Source organism: Haliea salexigens DSM 19537, from assembly GCF_000423125.1.
GTDB classification, from domain to species: Bacteria; Pseudomonadota; Gammaproteobacteria; order Pseudomonadales; family Halieaceae; genus Haliea; species Haliea salexigens.
Genome location: NZ_AUHJ01000010.1, coordinates 83,769 through 101,560 on the forward strand (window position 1 = coordinate 83,769; position 17,792 = coordinate 101,560).

The window sequence follows — 17,792 nt, forward strand, 5'->3', positions numbered from 1 at the left end:
GGTATCTGCTGTTCGGCAAATATTTTGGGCAATATTACGCGTTTGCGAACGCTAACAGACCGCGCCTGCCAGTGGCGCGCGGCCTGCCCCCACGAGCCCGGGGTAGGGGTGGGTGATGACCGCGACCGACGTGCGTTGCAGGGCGGATTGCAGTGGGCCGCGATCGTGAAAGCAGGCCAGAAAAGCGCTGTGCTGCAGGAAGGGCACCATTCTCGGCACGATACCCCCCGCCAGATACAGTGCGTCATACGTCCCGTTCGCCAGCACGAAGTTGGCGCTGGCTGCGCCAAGGAAGGCGCAGAACTGCTCTAGCGTTGCGACACACAGTGGGTCGCTGCCGGCGACGCCGCGGGCGCTGATGGCTGCGGGGTCAAGATCCTCGGTCACTTTGCCCTCAGCCTCGCCCAGCGCGAGGTACAGTCGTCGCAAGCCGGCGCCGGAGAGCAGGAGCTCCGCGTAAATCCGCGGGTGGTGCCGTTGCAGCACGGGCCACAGCGCCATCTGCGCCGCTCCCAACGGTGCGAGGTCCATCTGTCCGGGCTCACAGGCGACAGCAACGGCGCCGTCGGTCCGCATGTCGAGTACGGCGCCACCAAGGCCTGTACCGGGGCCCAGCACAGCCAGCCGGGCGGGCTTTTTTGCCCGCCCGGCCTGCAGCGTCGCATAGTCCTGCGGACGCAGCCAGGGCAGGGCACACGCGTTGGCCTCGAAGTCGTTCATCAGGCCCAGTTGGCGTATGCCGAAACGCTGCGCCAGCTCCGCGCCTCGCAGCTCCCAATCGATGTTGATCATGCGGGCGTTATTGCCGCTGGGCGGTGCCGCTACCGCAATGCAGGCTTCCCGGGGTGCGTCTGCGTCCACCTCCCGGAACCAGCTCTCCAGTACAGCGCCGAAATCGGCATGGCTGGCGTTCTGGTAAACACGCAGGGCCTGCAGGCTGCCGTCGCGGGGGTCGAAAAGCGCCACCCGGCTGTTGGTGCCGCCGACGTCGGCAACCAGTCGCAGCTCAGTGCTCGCGCCTGTCATGGCACCGAAAGAATTTTCAGGATGTTGGTGGAGCCGGGCCGGCCCATCACGGAGCCCTTGGTCAGCAGCACGGCGTCATCTTTGTGCAGTTGACCCTCATCACAGAGGAACTCGATCGCGCTGGATTCGATGGTTTCCGGGTCAAACACGCTGGCGTCGAAAAACAGGGGCACCACGCCGCGGCACAGGCACAGGCGCTGGAGGGTTTCGCTGCGGTGACTGAGGGCGAAGATCGGCAAACCGGATGACAACCGCGACATCTGCAGCGGCGTGCTGCCAGACTCGGTCAAACAGGCGATACCGCGTACGGCGTCGTAGTGATTGGCCGCATAAATGGCCGACATGGCGATGGCTTCCTGCGCGCTGGAAAACTGCTTGTCCAGACGGTAGCGCGAGGTGCGGGCGACGGGATGTCGTTCTGCACCGAGGGCGGCATCGGCCATCGCACTGACCACTTCCACCGGGTAGCTGCCAACCGCGGTTTCGGCTGAGAGCATGACGGCGTCGGTGCCATCGAGTACCGCATTGGCAACATCAAACACCTCCGCGCGGGTGGGCATGGCGCTATTGATCATTGACTCCATCATCTGTGTCGCCGTGATCACCACCCGGTCCATTTTGCGCGCCCGGGAAATGAGGGTTTTCTGCAGGCCGATGAGTTCGGCATCCCCGACCTCCACACCGAGGTCACCGCGTGCGACCATGATGCCGAAGGACGCATCGATGATGCCATTGAGGGTCTCGTCGTCATAGACCACTTCGGCGCGCTCGATCTTGGCGATAATCGCGGGGGTCAATTGATGTGCGGCCAGTAGCTCCCGGGTCTGGAAGATATCCAGGGCGCTGGAGACGAAGGACACGGCGACGAAATCAGGTCGCACCTCCGCCAGGCTGTCGATGTCCGCAATGTCCTTGGCGGTGAGGGCCGGCGCCGCCAGTCCGCCTCCCAGGCGGTTGATGCCCTTGCGCGAGCCCAGTGTGCCGCCCACCAGCACGGTGCACTCAACCGCGCCGTCCACAACCTCGTCCACGCGCAACCGCAGCCGTCCGTCATCGAGCAGCAGGGTGTCACCGTGAAATACGCTGCTGGTCAGCTCCCGGTAGTCGAGCCCGACGCCGGAGGCATCACCCTCGCCCTCACCCAGGGCGAGATCGAGGCGAAAGCGGTCTCCATTCTCCAGCTTGACGGAACCGTTGCGGAAGGTGCTGATGCGAATTTTGGGGCCCTGCAGGTCGGCGAGAATGCCCACATAGCGCCCTGCAACCGCGGCCTGTTTGCGAATGCGTTCAGCAACCAGAGCATGCTGCGCCGCCGAGCCGTGACTGAAATTCAAGCGGAATACGTTCACGCCTGCGTTGATCAGGCGCCCGATCATGTCTTCCGACTCACTGCCCGGGCCGATGGTGGCAACGATCTTGGTGCGGCGATTCACTTTGGGTGTCACTGTGGGGTCCTGTGCTGGCGGTGGTCTTGCAGGAAAGTGCGGGCGAGGTCGGGAAAGTCGGTGAACACCCCGTCCACACCCAGTTCGAGGAAAAAGAGCTGTAACAGCGCGTCGAAGCTGTCGATGCCCGCTGGCAGCGCATCGGCGCGGAATGTGTACGGGTGCACCTGCAGGCCGCGCGCATGTGCCAGTGCGACCAGATTGCTGAGCACCGGTTTTCCCTGTGCGTCTTGCCCCAGGTAGATCTGCTCCAGCCAGGGGCCAATACCATCGGCGTAGCCCGCTACGGCGTCGAGCCCGCCGGCTGTTTGCAGGAATGCGTAGTCAACGGCGCTGTCCTCGCCCCAGCCGGGGTCGGCAATCAACTGAATCAGTGGCAGCGGCGTTTTCAGTTCGTGGCGCAGGTAGCGCAGGGTTTCATCGTCGAAACACTGCAGGAATACCTGCTCACTGCGCTGGTCGTACCCTTTCTCGCGCAGCACATCCAGCACCCTTTGGGCGATGTCGTGGCCTTCGCGGCGGTGAAAGCGGGGCGACTTGAACTCGATGTAGAGCCCGGTGCGGCGCTGCCGGCTGCGATCGAGGCCGCTGATCAAGTCGATCTCCTCGGCCAGTGTGGGTACGCGGAAATCACCGGTATGCGCGGGAAAACGCCCCGGGTATACCGCTTGCCCGTCGCTGTCCAACCGCTCCTGCGCGCGCAGGCTGCGGATTTCAGCCAGCGTGAAGTCAATGGCGTAGTAGCGTCCGTCTGGCCGGGCGCGGTCGGGGAAGCGCAGCGCGACATCTGTGGTCGACTCCAGGTGAATGTCGTGCAGCACGATTGGCACACCGTCGCGGGTCAGAACAACGTCCTGTTCGATGAAGTCGGCGCCCATGGCATGCGCCATGGCCTTCGCGGCCAGGGTGTGTTCGGGCAGGTAGCCGCTGGCCCCGCGGTGGGCGATCACGATAGGAGAAGAGGCAGCGGCTGTCATAGCCGCCCATGGTAGCAGGATAGCGCCGATCAGCGCGAGATGACGCAGCCACTGCAGGCGCGTCACCTCGCCGGTCCGCCTACTTCTTGACCTGCATACGGATGGTTTTCTCAGTCGCCTTGCCATAGGGTGGCAGCATTCCCCCGAGCTTGCCGACATTGACCCCGGCCTGGCGATAAATGGATTTCGCATGGCTGAAGGTACGGAACCCTTTTTCACCGTGGTAAGCGCCCATGCCGCTGGGACCGACGCCGCCAAAGGGCAGCTCTTCCTGCATGATGTGCATGATGACATCGTTAATACAGGCGCCGCCTGAGGTGGTCCGTGTCAATACGGCGCGTTCTTCATCCTTGTCCTGCCCGAAGTAGTAGGCTGCCAGAGGTCGCGGATTCGCGTTGACGTAGTCAATGGTTTCGTTGAAATCCTTGTAGGTGCGAATGGGCAGAAGAGGCCCGAACAGTTCCTCCTGCATGACCTTGAGATCCTCCGCCGGCTGTGCGATCAGCGTTGGGGGAATCTTGCGGCTGCCTTCGCGAGCCTGAAAATCCTCGCCGGCGGGGTTGATGGGAATGGTCCGGGCACCGCGTTCCTCGGCTTCCTTGAGGTAGCCGGTCAGCCGCTCATAGTGGCGCTGGTTGACGACGGCGGTGTACTCCGGATTGTCGAGGATGCTGGGATACATTGCAGTCACGGCTTTCTGGGCAGCAGCGATCACGGCATCCAGTTTTTCCTCAGGAACCATCAGGTAGTCGGGCGCCAGGCAGATCTGGCCCGCATTCAGGGTTTTACCCAACATGATGCGCTCGAGGCTCTTCTCGATATCGGCGCTGCGGGACACAATAACCGGGGACTTGCCGCCGAGTTCCAGCGTCACGGGCACCAGGTTGCGTGCCGCGGCTGCCATGATGTGCCGTGCGACCGAGGTGGCGCCGGTGAACAGGAGGTGATCAAAGGCCAGCCCCGAGAACGCCTGGCCGACTTCCGGCCCGCCAGTAAACAGGGCAACTTCTTTTTCGTCCCAGGCTTCGGCCACCATTTCAGCCATCACTTCGCTGGTTGCAGGGGTAAACTCCGAGGGCTTGATCAGGGCGCGGTTCCCCGCGGCGAGGATGCCGGCCAGGGGGCCGAAGGTCAGGTTGACCGGAAAATTCCAGGGTGAGATGACCCCCACCACGCCAAGTGGCTGGTACTCGATGCGCGAGCGTCCGCCGAGCAGGTTGAGCGGGAACATCGTGGGCCGCCGCTCTGGTTTCATCCATTTGCGCAGATGCTTGCGTGCGTGCTTGAGGGGGGTGACCGAAGCGGCGACGTCCGTCAGCAGGCTGACTTCGCGCGCGCGGCAGCTGAAATCGCTGTCCAGCGCAGCCACCATCCTGTCCTGATATTTCAATAGTACGTCTATACCGCGATCTATGCGGTCGATACGCGTCTCGGCGGACACCTCGCCCTCGCGCAGGTAGTCCTGGCGTTGTGCCTCCAGCACCTGTTGCATACGCTGCTCAATGTCTTCGATGGATCCTATGGTCTGCGGTGCGTTCATGGTTCTTATCCTCTGGTGCGCCCGTGCCTGAACCTCGAGTATAGAAGGCTGCAGGGGCAATGATAACCACAAGCGCGGGTTTATTCTGGCCACAGCGGAGGGCGTAGACAGGCCGTCCAGGCCCGGCCAGGCAGCGCGCCCTGGGTTGCCTGTTTCGGACTGAGTGCCCCGGACTACGCGTCCCGGACTTGGCAAATTGCGGGGCGCCTGTTAAAACACGCGCATGAGCAGAGACACCGACAACCACCCCATCGCCGCAGCGCCTGCTACAACCGGGCCAGGCCTTGATGACCCGCGCACCCCCTCGCCGCCCTATGGCTATTCCCGCGAGTGCCACTACGGGCGCGAGCAGCAGGTGCATATTGTGGCCGAGTTTCACGCGCACAAGATCCGCCCCAGCCGCATCGCCTACCGCGTGGGTATCGACATTGCCTTAATCGAGGCATTGATTGCGGGAGAGCTGGAGCCAGAGCGCTTTCCGCGCCTGGTAGCCCACTACCGCCGGCAGCGCTTCCAGCAGCGCATGCACGACAGTGTACGCCTGAACGGTGTTTCCCGGTTTGAGCAGCAGCAGCGCATCGAGCGCGACTTCCAGCGCGAAGTGGACCTGTAGCCGGGGTCAGGGCGCCTTGTCTTTCGGCGCTTCTTCCTCTTCTATCCTGGCCTTGAGCCAGACGTCGCGCTGCTCCAGCTGGCGTATTTCCTGCTCCAGTGCCGGCGTCTGTTCTTCCTCTGTGGCATCCCGCCGGTCCATGGCCGCCGCCAGGGCTTCCTGGGTGGCACTGCGCTCCTCTTTCAGCTCCTCCAGCGTCGCGGCCTCCTCGGCCTTGTCGAATATGCGTTCCTCGGGGGCCGCGGCTTCGCTGGCCACGGTACCGGACTGCAGGACCGGCACCGCGGGCATTACGCGGGTAGCGGGGTCCTGCCGGCGCTGGTTGACGAAGCTGGGGGAGACAATTTCGACACCGTGCCCGTGCAGTTGCTCGAGCATTTTCTTGCGCAGGTTCGAGCGCGCGGTGAGCGGCGTCTTGCTTTCGGTCAGAAACCCGCACACCCGGTACAGCACGGCGTGGTCCAGCAGTTCCAGCAGCAGAACGAAGGGGTCGCTGAGGCCTGACGTTTCGGCAGCCTGCAGCAGCAGCTCCTGCACCTCGGTATAGGGCGTGTCATAGCCCAGCGATACCTCCGCGGAAATTATCGTGCCGTCCCGGTGCATCACGGTGATCGGGGTTGCTACCAGCAGCATGTTGGGCAGGGTGGTGATATCGCGCATTTCAGTCTGCAGTTGCGTATTGATCAGCGAGCGTCGGGTGACCCGGCCGAACTGCTCGCCCACGCGCAGGTAATCGCCCGCGCGAAACGGTCGTGTTGTCTGCAGCATTACGCCGGCCATGGCATTGGCGACAAAGGTGGTCGATGACAATGCAATCACCGCGGTGAGCAGAACACCCAGCAGGCCCAGTATCTGGCCCTGGGTTTCATCGCTGATCGGCAAAACGACCACACAGGCGATGATGCCGGCGGAACCAAGCAGCCACACGCCGAGCTGGAAGAGCAGGGTTTCGGTGCCCCGGTCTTTGCGCTGGGCCAACCAGTAGCCGGCCGCGATCAGTGCGGCTGTCAGGGCGACCACCATACCGGCGGGGAAAAGGTCTATGACGGCGTCAAGCCACTCAGTCATGGCGGGTTACCCTCCTGTTGCCCTGGTAGCATGCGGGCCTCCGGCGCGGAGTTAGGCCCGTTTTTTTCCGCTGCGGCCGCACACTTCACGAAAGCCGGCGGCGACAAAGGGAATCATGTGATCGTAGGCTGCTTCAAAGTCTGCTGATAGGCACTTGCCCCCCGACAGCTTGTCGATGCGCCCGGTTTGCGCCAGAGTCAGGGTGAGTGCGCCAGACAGGTTGTGGTAGCACCAGTAGATGTCTTCATCGCGGGCACCGGGCAGGGCTTTGCGCAACGCGGCGATGAATGCGCTGACGAGGCCGTCGAACAGCTTGGACATCATGCGTGGACCCCAGTAGGGCGAGTTGTTGATATAGGCGATCAGTGCCAGATAGTTCTGCCAGCCCGGGTCTCCGGTTTCCTGGGCCAGTTCCAGCGGGCGCAGAAAGGCCTCGATAATCTGCTCGACAGTTGGCCCCGCTGCATCGGCTGATGCCTGGCAGGCCTCCAGGGCATCCAGTCGCGCGCTATTCAGGTGGGCGGCGCGGCGTTCGAAGACCGCATTGAACAGATCCAGCTTCTTGCCGAAGTGGTAGCTGGCGAGGGCGACATCGACCCCGGCGTTGTTGGCGATCTGCCGCAGGGTGACGCCATCGTAGCCGCGCAGGGCGAACAGCTCCTCGGCGACATCCAGAATGCGCTCTCGTTTTGGTGCTTGCCGGGTCTTTGTCATGCCAGAAATACGCCCTCAATGGCGGGGACAATAGCATAGTTTATTTTTCAACGCTTGTTGAAATAGAGCGTGGCTTTCGTCAGAATCGAGCGTCTGCCAATAACAATATGCGATGAGAATGCGACCATGACCCCTGATCTGTTCAAGTACGCCATGTCCCTTGCCTACGTGATTCTGGTGTTCTGGCTCTCCTGGGTGGGTATGCGCAGAACGCGTGATATCCGTGGCTTTTCCATCGGCAACAAGGACATGAACCCCTACCTGATCGGCATCACCCTGGCGGCTTCCATCGCTTCGACGGCGACTTTTGTCATCAACCCGGGGTTTGTGTACAGCCACGGCCTGAGCGCCTACCTGCACTACGGGCTCGCCGGATCCCTGGGTATTCTCAGTGCCTTCCTGCTGCTGACGCGGGGGTTTTTGCGCCTCGGTGAAAGCAATAATGCGCTGACTATTCCGCAGTGGATCTTCTACCGCTACAACCACCGTGGCTTCAGCCTGTTCTTTGCGTTTATCAACCTGCTCTCGATTACCTTCGTGGTGCTTATCCTGGTGGGCTGCAGCCTGCTCTTGACCGGCCTGTTTCCGGTGGAGCAGAAAACGGCGCTGGTGCTCGTGCTGCTGTTCGTGTTTGCCTATGTGTTGATGGGGGGCACCTACGCGCATGCGTACACCAACACCCTGCAGGGCGTGATGATGCTGGCCATTACGGTGATTCTGGTGGCGCAGGGCTGGAAGTATCTCGGTGCTGATCCAATGGCCGCGCTGCGCGCTGTCGAAAGTGGTTACGCCGATGCGTTCAACGCGGGCAGTGACCTCTATTCGGATTTCTTCTCGGTGTTTGTCAGCGGTTTTGTGGTGACCTTCGCCCTGATGCTGCAACCCCATATTCTCACCAAAGTGCTTTATTTGCGCAGCGAGCGGGACATCGGCAAATTCATCGCCACCACGGTGGTGGTCGGCAGTGTCTTCACCCTGATGCTGATGATTGGCTTCTACGCGCGCCTGGCGGGCCTCGACATTCCTGAGCAGGACACGGTCGTGCGTGAATACCTCCTGTTCGAATTCGGTAGCTCGCCCTGGGGCGAGTATGTGCTCGTATTTATTTTCCTCACCCTGTTGGCGGCGGGCATGAGCACACTGGACGGCATCCTGGTGTCGCTGTCGGCGATGGTGGTGAACGATATCGTGCAGCCCCTGTACGGCGAGCGCTACAACGCACTTGCGCTCTCGCGCTACGTACTGGTCGGAGTGGGCATACTGGCCGTCGTGCTGGCCTGGAATCCGCCGCCGCTGATTGGCCTATTTGCGCAAAAGGGGGTGTATGGGCTTGCGGCCGCGTCGCTGGTGCCGGTTCTCTTCGGTGTGCTGGTGCGCCGCCATATCCCGCTCTGGGTGGTGGTGGGTGCGGCGCTGATCGGTCTCGTCGGGCATTTGGTGCTGAACCTGTCGGGTGCCGTGCGCAACCCCGCCGTGTCCGCCAGTTACGCCATTCTGTTCTCACTCGGCTACGGGCTGCTGGGGCTATGGTGGACCCGTGTGCCCGCGAATGATGCGCTTCCCGGCAAGAGCTGAGACCGGTGCGCTTGACATTTCAACAAACGTTGAATATGTTTGGCGACGTAATTCAACAAGTGTTGAGCCGGCTTTCAGGGTCGGCTCAAGATAAACGATAAAATAACGATCAAGGTGGATATCATGAAAGCACTTGCTCCGCGCTCCGCTATCGCGCTCGCCGTTTCCCTGGCTTCCGCACTGCCCTTCTCGACCGTCCAGGCCCAGGACGGCCCGGCGCTGGCGCTGGAAGAGGTGGTAGTGACTGCCCGTCGGCGGGCAGAAAACCTGCAGGATGTGCCCATTGCCGTTACCGCGCTGTCGGGCGATGCACTGCGCCTGCGCGGTGCCTCTGACATCAGCGAGCTGGCGCAGATCATTCCCAGTGTCACGCTGGAGCCATCACGCGCCACCAGCACGACATTGACCGCATTTATTCGCGGCGTTGGCCAGCAGGACCCCTTGGCGGGCTTCGAGCAGGGCGTAGCGCTGTACCTGGACGATGTCTACATCGCCCGGCCCCAGGGTGCCCTGCTGGACATTTACGATGTTGAGCGGGTGGAAGTATTGCGCGGGCCACAGGGCACGCTTTACGGGCGCAACGCCGTGGGCGGTGCCATCAAGTATGTCACGCGGCGTCTGAGCGATGAGACCGATGTGCGCCTGAAGGCCTCCTACGGCAGCTACGGTCAGCTCGACCTGGTGGGTACGGCATCGGCACCCGTCACGGATACCTTCCGCGTGGGGGCAACCGTGGCCTCACTGACCCGCGACGGTTACGGTGAGAACCTGACCACGGGTGACGAGCACTACGACAAGGATCTCTTTGCCTGGCGCGCCAGCGCCGAATGGCTGCCCAGCGAGAACTGGCTGGTGCGCCTGGCCTACGACAAGCTGAACGACAAGACCAACCCGGTCGCCGGCTACCGTCCCTTCCCCGGCGCCGTAAGTGGTGTGCCGGTGCTGTCTGATCGTTACGACACGACCGCCGGTGCGCAGGATTCCGTTGCCACCGCGGGCATCAACGGTAACAACGAAATCGACGCTGAGGGCGCCATGCTGTCGGTGGACTGGAAGGTCAGCGACACCACCACGCTGCGCTCTATCAGCGCCTGGCGCGAGGACTACACTGAGTCCGTGATTGATTTCGACGGTCTCGAGGTCATCGATTTTGACGCGCCGGTCATCTACGACAACGAGCAGTTCAGTCAGGAATTCCAGTTGCTCTACAACACCGAGCGCTGGAACGCCGTGGCGGGCTTCTATTACCTCGACGCCACGGCCGCCAACGACTTTGATGTTGTGCTGGGGCAGATCGGCCCGGTGACCGCCTATACCGGTGGTACGGTCGATACCGAGGCCTGGTCCGTGTTCGCCGACGTGACCTATCGCCTGACTGACGCATTTTCACTGTCTGTTGGTGGCCGCTACACCGAAGATACGCGCACGGCAGACATTTTCCGCGGCACTTACCTGGGCTTCGGCTCACCGTTTTTCGACAACGACAGTGCTTTGTTGCTCGCGACCACCAGCGACTATGAAGCGGAAAAAACCTACACCGACTTCTCGCCGCGGGTGAACCTGAGTTACACCCTCAACGATGATGTGACCCTTTACGCCAGCTACAGCCAGGGCTGGAAGGCCGGGAGCTTCGACCCCCGCGGTGCCAACTTCGCCAGCCCGGAAGTGGAAGACGGCTTCGACCCGGAAACACTCGACTCCTGGGAGTTGGGCCTTAAAAGCACCTGGCTGGACGGCCGTGCGCTGACCAACATTGCGGTGTTCTACAGTGACTATCAGGACATGCAGATTCCCGGTTCCGTTGGCGTGGACAGTGACGGCGACGGCGTCAACGACGGCTTCGTCGGCACGGTGACCAATGCCGGCCAGGCGGAAATCTCTGGCATCGAAGTGGAAGGCAACGTGCTGCTGACTGAGCATTTCAGCGTGCAGCTGGCGATGAGCCTGCTTGATGCGGAAATCAAGGAGTGGCTGCTCAATGGGGTCAACGTGGCGGATCAGCGCGCGGTGCAGAACACGCCCGAGGAAATGCTCTATCTCGGGCTCACCTACACCACGGATTTCGCGGCCGGTGACCTCACCGCCAAGCTGAACTGGTCTTACAAAGGTGATATTACCCAGTTCGAAGCGCCCGTGCCGGTGATCGACCAGGAAGCCTACGACGTGATCAACGCCAGCCTGGTCTGGATGAGCAGTGACGAACAGTGGCTGGTGGGTCTGCACGGCAAGAACCTCGGCGACGAGGAGATCAAGACGGCGGGCTACTGTTTTGGCGAAGGTGGTTGTCCGTCGTCTCTGGGCATCGAAAACAACACCACCGTTTTTTACGCCCCGCCCCGTACGCTGACGGCCACAGTGGAATATCGATTCTGAGGCCGGCCTGTTGCCCCGGCCTCCGGTCGGGGTGTTTGTCAGCATACGAAAGGTAAAAGCTGTGACTGGATTCGAGGCACCGGTGCCCTTGTTGCCGGAAATTCTTGCGCTGCATGGTCGTTGGCGAGCGCCCCGACCTGCGGTCATCTGCGGTGATACCACACTCGACTGGCGGGCATTTACGGCCGCCAACCACCGCTTCGCGCACGGCCTGCTGGCCCGTGGAGTGGCTCCGGGAGACCGGGTAGGTGTGGTCATGTGTAACGGCCTGCCTATGGTGCAGGCGCTGTTCGGCACCCTGGCAGCGGGCGCCGTGTCGGTGCCCATTAACCTGTCGGTGAGCGACGCGGCGCTGGTCGCCATGCTGGTGGACGCCGGTATCAGTGCGCTGGTGGTGTCGCCGGACCAGCAGGTGCGGTTGACGCCACTGCTGGCGCAGTTGCCCGATACCCTCCAGCTCACGCTGACCAGTGGCGCTGGAGACAAGCACTGGACGTCGCTGGAAGCGCACTGTGCGGGGCAGGCGGAGACGCTGCCCGACGCTGTTCGCACGCTCTGTCCGGATGCTCCGTTGAACATCATCTACAGCTCCGGCACGACCGGACTGCCCAAAGGCATTCTGCACAGTCACCGCACGCGGCGGGACTGGGCCTACGATCTGGCCATCGCCCTGCGCTACCACGGCGCTGCGCGCACCCTGCTGACCATTGGCCTGTATTCGAATATCTCCTGGGTTGCGATGCTCTGCACGGTGTTGGCCGGCGGTACCCTGGTGCTACACGAGCGCTTTGACCCCGCGGCGTTCGTCGCCACCGCGGCGCGCGAGCGCATTACCCACACCGCCATGGTGCCCATCCAGTTCCAGCGGGTGGTGGAGCAGCTGCAGGCCGAAGGTGGCGATGTCAGCAGCCTGCAGGCCATGATGAGTTGCGGCTCGCCGCTGCGCGAGGGGCTCAAGCGCGACATCTTCGCTTATTTTCCCTGTGGCATTATCGAACTGTATGGTCTGACCGAGGGCATTATCACCACGCTGGAACCGGAGGATGCCGAGGGGCGCTGGGCATCGGTGGGACGCCCGCTGATTGGCACGGACCTGCGTATTCTGGATGAGGATAGCCGGGAGTTACCCCACGGCGTGGCCGGGGAGATTGTCTCTCGCGGTCGTATCAGCATGCCGGGTTACTGGCGCCGTGACGATGCAAACGCCGAGGCGGAGTACATCGACGCCGCCGGGCTTCAGTGGCTGCGTTCCGGGGATATCGGCTATGTGGACGAAGAGGGTTTTCTGTATATCGTCGACCGCAAGAAGGACATGATTCTGTCCGGCGGCCAGAATGTGTACCCTCAGGATATCGAAGCCGTCCTGGTGCAGCATGCGCAGGTGAGCGATGTGGCTGTTATCGGCATACCCAGTGCGCGCTGGGGTGAGTCCCCGCTCGCACTGGTGGTGACGACAGCCGGTGCGACAACAGCAGAGGGTGAGCTGCTGGCCTGGGCCAATGCCCGCCTGGGTAAACAGCAGCGCCTTGCCGAGCTGAAGTTCGTCGATGACCTGCCGCGCAACCCCAACGGCAAGATCCTGAAGCGGGAACTGCGGATGCAGTTCGGGGAGTAAGCACATGAGTGGATTTACCGACCTCTGGTATCGCAGCAGCGATGGCTTGAGGTTATACGCCCGCGATTACGCCGGGCCGGATGTCGATGCGCCGGTCGCCCTGTGCATGCACGGCCTGACGCGCAACTCAGCCGACTTTGCCGGCCTGGCGCCGCACCTGACGCAGCGCTATCGCGTACTGGTTGCCGACCAGCGAGGCCGCGGCCGCTCCGCCTGCGACCCGGAGCCCGCGAACTACAAGCCCCTGACCTATGTACAGGACATGTTCCGTCTGCTGGACGAGCAGGATGTACAGCAGGTGGTGCTGGTCGGCACTTCCATGGGCGGTCTGATGGCGATGATGATGGCGGCGATGCAGCCGGCCCGGGTCAGCGCCATTGTGCTCAATGATATCGGCCCCGAGGTTGACCCGGCGGGACTGGCGCGCATCAAGGCCTATGTGGGGAAAGCTGAGCCGGTCGCCGACTGGGCGGCCGCCGTGGCGCAAACCCGGGCAATCAACGGCGATGCGTTCCCCACCTTCACAGCCGATGACTGGCTGCACTTCGCCCGGGCGCTCTATCGGCCGCAGGCGCAAGGCGACGGCCTGGAGCTGGCCTACGACCCTGCCATTGCCACGCCGCTGGCTGCGGCTGAAGATACCGCCGTCCCGCCGGATCTCTGGCCGGTATTCGACGCCATTGCAACACTGCCGATACTGGTGTTGCGCGGCGCGCACTCTGACATTCTTTCCAGCGCGGGGCTGCAGGCCATGCAGCAGCGCAAGCCCGACCTGTCGGTGGCCGTCGTCAGTGACCGCGGCCACGCACCCACCCTGGATGAACCTGATGCCCGCGCGGCAATCGATGCCTTTCTGAAGCTGGCCGCCTGATCACGGTCATGGACAGCGCGCCTGCCGGGTGGCATCGTTGTCGCAAAGGGTGAGGATGAAAGGTTGGGCATGCAGGTACTGGCGCATTGGCACGAGATCGTACGCAGTGGAAACCCGGGTGGACTGGACGCCATTCTGGCCGAGGATTGCGTCTTCTGGTCTCCCGTGGTGCACCGCCCACAGGCAGGTCGAGACCTCACACGGCTTTACCTGACCGGCGCTCTCGCGGTATTCAATGACAGTTTCCACTACGTCAAGGAGGTTGTGGCAGCGCCTCATGCCGTGCTCGAGTTCAGTTGTGAAATCGATGGCATTACGATCAACGGGGTCGATATCATCACCGTGAATGATGATGGCCTGATCATTGAGTTCAAGGTCATGGTGCGCCCGCTCAAGGGCGTTAACCTGCTGCATGCCAAAATGGCGGCAATGCTGGAGCAACTATCGGTATGAGGAAGAGCGCGATGTGGGGCGAACCGTCGGCGAAATGTCTGGCAGCGCTTGTGCTCGCTGCTGTGCTCAGCGCCTGCGGGGAGAAGGCGGAGGATACGGCAATGGAGCAACAGGCGGGCGTGATTGAAGGTACGGTCCTGTATCGGGAGCGCATGATGTTGCCGCCGGATGCACAGCTCGACATTCAGCTCGAGGATGTCTCGCGGGCGGATGCGCCAGCCACGGTGCTGGCTACCGTGACACAGCCCACGGCGACGGCACCGCCGTGGCCTTTCCGCATCACCTACGACCCGGAAGAGCTGGGTTCCCGGCACCGCTACGGATTGCGTGCCACGGTCAGCCACAATGGCCGCCTGTTATTCACCTCCGATACGTTTGTCGACGCCTTTGCAGAGCAGGCACCGGAAATTGTGCTGGTCCGAGTGCCTGGCAAGCCGGACCCGTAGCCGGCTTGGCAGCCGTGCAGTAAAGATGGCCTGCATCCGCAGCTGCGTTTATACTCGCGCCTCCTGTGGTATGTAATGTCGCCATGTCGTCTCAGTTAACACTGACAGCAAGAGCTCGTCGCGCCGCCCGTCTGGTAGCGGTGCTCGCGCTGTTGTGCGTCAGTGGTCTGCAGGTTCTCGAGGCCAGTCACACCCACGGGTTGTCCGATGCGCAGGCCGAATGCCTGCTGTGCAAGTCGTCGGCCCCTGCAGCACTGTCTGCGGTGCCCGCGCTGGCGCTGTTCCCGCTGCTGGTGGCGTGCTTTATTGCCGCGCCACGTGCCGCGCAGGTCTCTCCGCGTTACCTCCCACTACAGGCCCGAGGCCCCCCGCGTTACTTCTGATTAAAGAACCCCATTGTCTTTTTCAGGAGTAGATCATGAAACGTTTCATGCCTATTGCGCTGGCTGTGGCCAGTGCAAACGCGGCGGCGCAGTCGCTGCCAATCGAACACGTGCTGGTGACGGCACCCTTGAGCAAGCAGGAAGCTGAAACCGCCTTGCCGGTGACCGTATTGACGGGCGATGACTTGCGCCGCAGCGCGCGGTCGACGATTGGCGATACCCTCGGTGACATGCCCGGGTTGGCCAATGCATCTTTTGGCCCCGGTGTCGGCCAGCCCGTGATTCGTGGGCAGCAGGGACCGCGGGTGACCGTGTTGCAGAATGGCACCAGCAGTGCCGATGCCTCGGCTGTGAGTGCCGACCACGCGGTGTCTGTCGAGCCCCTGCTGGCGGACAGTATTGAGGTACTGCGGGGCCCCGCGACCCTGTTGTATGGCGCCGGCGCCATCGGCGGCGTCGTCAATGTGATCGACAACCGTGTGCCGCGCACCCGTATTGACGGCGTGGAAGGCGGTGTGGAGCTGCGCCATGACGGCGCCTCCGACATGGACACGTCAGTGCTGCGCCTGGACGGCGGCAGCGGCGATTTCGCCTTCCACCTGGACGCCTTGTACCGCGATTGGAACGATCTGAGCATTCCCGGCCTCGCGGCGCGGGAAGGCGATCACGACCATGACGACGAACACGACGGCGAAGAGCACGGCGAGGAGGAGACAACCGACGGTTACGTTGGCAATACGGGCGGTCGCACACGCAATGTGAGTGCCGGCGCCAGCTACCACTTCGACCGCGGCCTGGTTGGGCTGGCAGTGGCCCGGCTGGAGAACCGCTACGGTATTCCGGCCGGCGCCCACGAGCACCATGAGGACGAGCACGGCGAGGAGGATCACGAAGAGCACGAAGAGCACGAAGAGCATGAGGAAGAAGAGGGCGGCATAACCCTGGACGTGGAGCAGACGCGGTACGATCTCGTGCTGGAACTCGCGGAGCCGCTGCCCGGCTTTGAATCGCTGCGCGGCACGGTCACCTACACCGATTACCAGCATGCGGAAATCGAAGGCAATGGCGAAGTAGGCACGCTGTACAGCAATGAAACCTGGGAGACCCGGGTCGAGATGGTGCACGGCGAGATTGGTGGCCTGCGCGGCGCACTGGGATTACAGGCACGCAGTGGAGAGTTCAGCGCTCTCGGCGAAGAGGCCTTTATCCCGGTAACCGACAGCACCGACGTCGGCGTTTTTCTGGTGGAGGATTATCGCGCCGGTGACTGGTTGTTCGAGGCTGGCCTGCGCGTAGACCGGGATGAACGTGACCCCGCGGCGCAATCCTCCGGTGCGCGCGATTTCACCGCATTCAGCGCCTCGGGTTCGGCGATATTCAATGCCTCCCCGGACTGGCAATTGCGCTTGTACCTCGCCCGTTCCGAGCGCGCGCCCTCCATTGAAGAGCTGTTCTCCAATGTCGATGGCACCGGGCCAGAGAACTGGGTTGCGCATGCGGCCACAGCCGCCATCGAGTTGGGTGATCCGGACCTCGACACGGAAGTTTCGAACAACGTGGATCTCTCCCTGCACTGGCACAACGGCAACAAGGACCTTGAGTTTACCGTGTTCCACAACGACTTCAGCGACTACATCACCCTGATGAACACCGGTGCCGAGGTGGATGAACTGCCGGTGCTGGCTTACGTGCAGGAGGACGCCACGTTCTATGGCGTGGAAGTGAACGCGCAGTTCGGTCTGGGGACCTTTGTCGGCGGCGAGGTGGGGTTGGCCGTGTTTGGCGACATGATTCGCGGCGAACTGGACAATGGTGACGATGTGCCTCGCCTGCCACCGCACCGCATTGGCGGCCGCCTGAGCTGGTCGACGGATGTGTTGGAGGTGTGGACACGGGTGCAGGACGCCGCCAGCCAGAATCGCCCCGGTGCCAATGAGGAAGCCACGGCAGGCTACACCCGCTGGGATCTGGGTGCCGACTACCGGCTGGCGCTGGGTGACTCCGAGCTGACGCTGTTCCTGGCTGCGCGCAATCTGGGCGACGAGGAAATCCGCCTGAGCACATCGTTCCTGCGTGATGTGTCGCCAGAGGCGGGGCGCTCGGTGGAAGCGGGTGTGCGTTACAGCTTCTAAGCGCCCTCCCATCCATAGAGGCACAGGGCCTCGGCGTCGGGTGTGAGCTGAATCATCGACTCATACGCGAAGCCGAGGTGATCCAGCAGGCTGCGCGAGGCGCGGTTCGCCGGCGTGACAATGGCGACCAGCCGTTGCAGGCCAAGGGGCCCCCTGGCGTAGTCCAGCACCGCCTGTGCCGCTTCCAGTGCCAGTCCGCGGCCACGGGCTGCGGGTAGAAATCCGTAGCCGATATCCACATCGCTGAGCGTGGGGCGTTGCACCAGGCCGCAGATCCCCAGCGGTTCGCCTCCCTCACGCGGCCTTACCGCCCACAGTCCGAAGCCGTTCTCCCGGTAGCTCGCCAGCGGGCCGTCCCGCAGGTACTGGCGTGCCTGATCCAGCGTGCGCACACCGCGATCGGCGATGTGTTCGATGAAATCGCGATCGTTCAGCAGTGCCAGCATGAACGGCGCATCGTCCTCGGTAAGGGGGTCGATCAGCAAGCGTGGGGTTTGCAGCATTGCGTGGTTATCCGTGGAAGGCAGATACGACAAGGGTACTACAGCGGCCTTGCTGGCA

General features: G+C 62.7%; 16 protein-coding genes. 9 read left to right on the forward strand and 7 right to left on the reverse strand.

What is annotated here, in order from left to right; all coding sequences use genetic code 11:
* Window positions 1–51 precede the first annotated feature (51 nt).
* Genes G533_RS0112525 through G533_RS0112540 form a run of 4 tightly spaced genes read right to left on the reverse strand, consistent with a single transcriptional unit; the run spans window position 52 to window position 4,988 of the window.
* Window positions 52–1,026 carry a glucokinase gene (locus tag G533_RS0112525; protein ID WP_027950247.1) on the reverse strand — a complete coding sequence of 325 codons (975 nt, stop codon included), beginning with the start codon at window positions 1,024–1,026 and terminating at the stop codon, window positions 52–54.
* On the reverse strand, window positions 1,023–2,471 hold the full coding sequence (gene pyk / locus G533_RS0112530; RefSeq protein WP_027950248.1) for a pyruvate kinase: 1,449 nt from the start codon (window positions 2,469–2,471) through the stop codon (window positions 1,023–1,025). Before pyk ends, G533_RS0112525 begins: the two co-directional genes overlap by 4 nt.
* Window positions 2,468–3,514, reverse strand: coding sequence for a glycerophosphodiester phosphodiesterase (glpQ, locus tag G533_RS0112535; protein ID WP_240472433.1), 1,047 nt, complete (start codon window positions 3,512–3,514; stop codon window positions 2,468–2,470). The genes pyk and glpQ overlap by 4 nt, the downstream gene beginning before the upstream one ends.
* Before the next feature lie 13 nt (window positions 3,515–3,527).
* The gene (locus G533_RS0112540; protein ID WP_027950250.1) at window positions 3,528–4,988 is read right to left on the reverse strand and encodes a coniferyl aldehyde dehydrogenase; all 1,461 of its coding nucleotides are present in this window, start codon (window positions 4,986–4,988) and stop codon (window positions 3,528–3,530) included.
* A gap of 223 nt (window positions 4,989–5,211) precedes the next feature.
* On the opposite strand from G533_RS0112540, the gene G533_RS0112545 reads away from it, so the two are divergent.
* Complete coding sequence (locus tag G533_RS0112545) at window positions 5,212–5,601, forward strand: hypothetical protein (protein WP_027950251.1); 390 nt, start codon at window positions 5,212–5,214, stop codon at window positions 5,599–5,601.
* Window positions 5,602–5,607: 6 nt separating this feature from the next.
* Here G533_RS0112545 and G533_RS0112550 read toward each other — a convergent pair whose 3' ends face one another.
* Window positions 5,608–6,669 (reverse strand): mechanosensitive ion channel family protein, encoded by a 1,062-nt coding sequence (locus G533_RS0112550; protein WP_027950252.1) that lies wholly within the window; start codon window positions 6,667–6,669, stop codon window positions 5,608–5,610.
* 51 nt (window positions 6,670–6,720) lie between these two features.
* Entirely contained in the window at window positions 6,721–7,383 is a 663-nt protein-coding gene (locus G533_RS0112555) for a TetR/AcrR family transcriptional regulator (RefSeq protein ID WP_035527983.1), read from the reverse strand.
* Window positions 7,384–7,509: 126 nt separating this feature from the next.
* Here G533_RS0112555 and G533_RS21900 point away from each other — a divergent pair, with 126 nt between their 5' ends.
* The 8 genes from G533_RS21900 to G533_RS0112595 all read left to right on the forward strand — a co-directional run bounded on the left by G533_RS21900 (window position 7,510) and on the right by G533_RS0112595 (window position 17,231).
* On the forward strand, window positions 7,510–8,958 hold the full coding sequence (locus G533_RS21900; protein ID WP_035527986.1) for a sodium:solute symporter family protein: 1,449 nt from the start codon (window positions 7,510–7,512) through the stop codon (window positions 8,956–8,958).
* Window positions 8,959–9,081: 123 nt separating this feature from the next.
* On the forward strand, window positions 9,082–11,331 hold the full coding sequence (locus tag G533_RS0112565; protein WP_027950254.1) for a TonB-dependent receptor: 2,250 nt from the start codon (window positions 9,082–9,084) through the stop codon (window positions 11,329–11,331).
* Between the two features lie 61 nt (window positions 11,332–11,392).
* Entirely contained in the window at window positions 11,393–12,946 is a 1,554-nt protein-coding gene (locus G533_RS0112570; protein ID WP_027950255.1) for a class I adenylate-forming enzyme family protein, read from the forward strand.
* Between the two features lie 4 nt (window positions 12,947–12,950).
* On the forward strand, window positions 12,951–13,817 hold the full coding sequence (locus tag G533_RS0112575) for an alpha/beta fold hydrolase (protein WP_027950256.1): 867 nt from the start codon (window positions 12,951–12,953) through the stop codon (window positions 13,815–13,817).
* A gap of 69 nt (window positions 13,818–13,886) precedes the next feature.
* Window positions 13,887–14,270: a nuclear transport factor 2 family protein gene (locus G533_RS0112580; protein WP_035527991.1), complete on the forward strand. Its 384-nt coding sequence runs from the start codon at window positions 13,887–13,889 to the stop codon at window positions 14,268–14,270.
* Entirely contained in the window at window positions 14,267–14,716 is a 450-nt protein-coding gene (locus G533_RS21905) for a YbaY family lipoprotein (RefSeq protein WP_084638973.1), read from the forward strand. The genes G533_RS0112580 and G533_RS21905 overlap by 4 nt, the downstream gene beginning before the upstream one ends.
* 83 nt (window positions 14,717–14,799) lie before the next feature.
* Window positions 14,800–15,099, forward strand: coding sequence for a hypothetical protein (locus G533_RS0112590; protein ID WP_144079872.1), 300 nt, complete (start codon window positions 14,800–14,802; stop codon window positions 15,097–15,099).
* Window positions 15,100–15,134: 35 nt separating this feature from the next.
* The gene (locus G533_RS0112595) at window positions 15,135–17,231 is read left to right on the forward strand and encodes a TonB-dependent receptor (RefSeq protein WP_027950259.1); all 2,097 of its coding nucleotides are present in this window, start codon (window positions 15,135–15,137) and stop codon (window positions 17,229–17,231) included.
* On the opposite strand, the gene G533_RS0112600 is transcribed toward G533_RS0112595, so the two are convergent.
* Window positions 17,228–17,734 carry a GNAT family N-acetyltransferase gene (locus G533_RS0112600; protein ID WP_035527995.1) on the reverse strand — a complete coding sequence of 169 codons (507 nt, stop codon included), beginning with the start codon at window positions 17,732–17,734 and terminating at the stop codon, window positions 17,228–17,230. The two genes, G533_RS0112595 and G533_RS0112600, sit on opposite strands and share 4 nt — an antisense overlap.
* Between the last annotated feature and the right edge of the window lie 58 nt (window positions 17,735–17,792).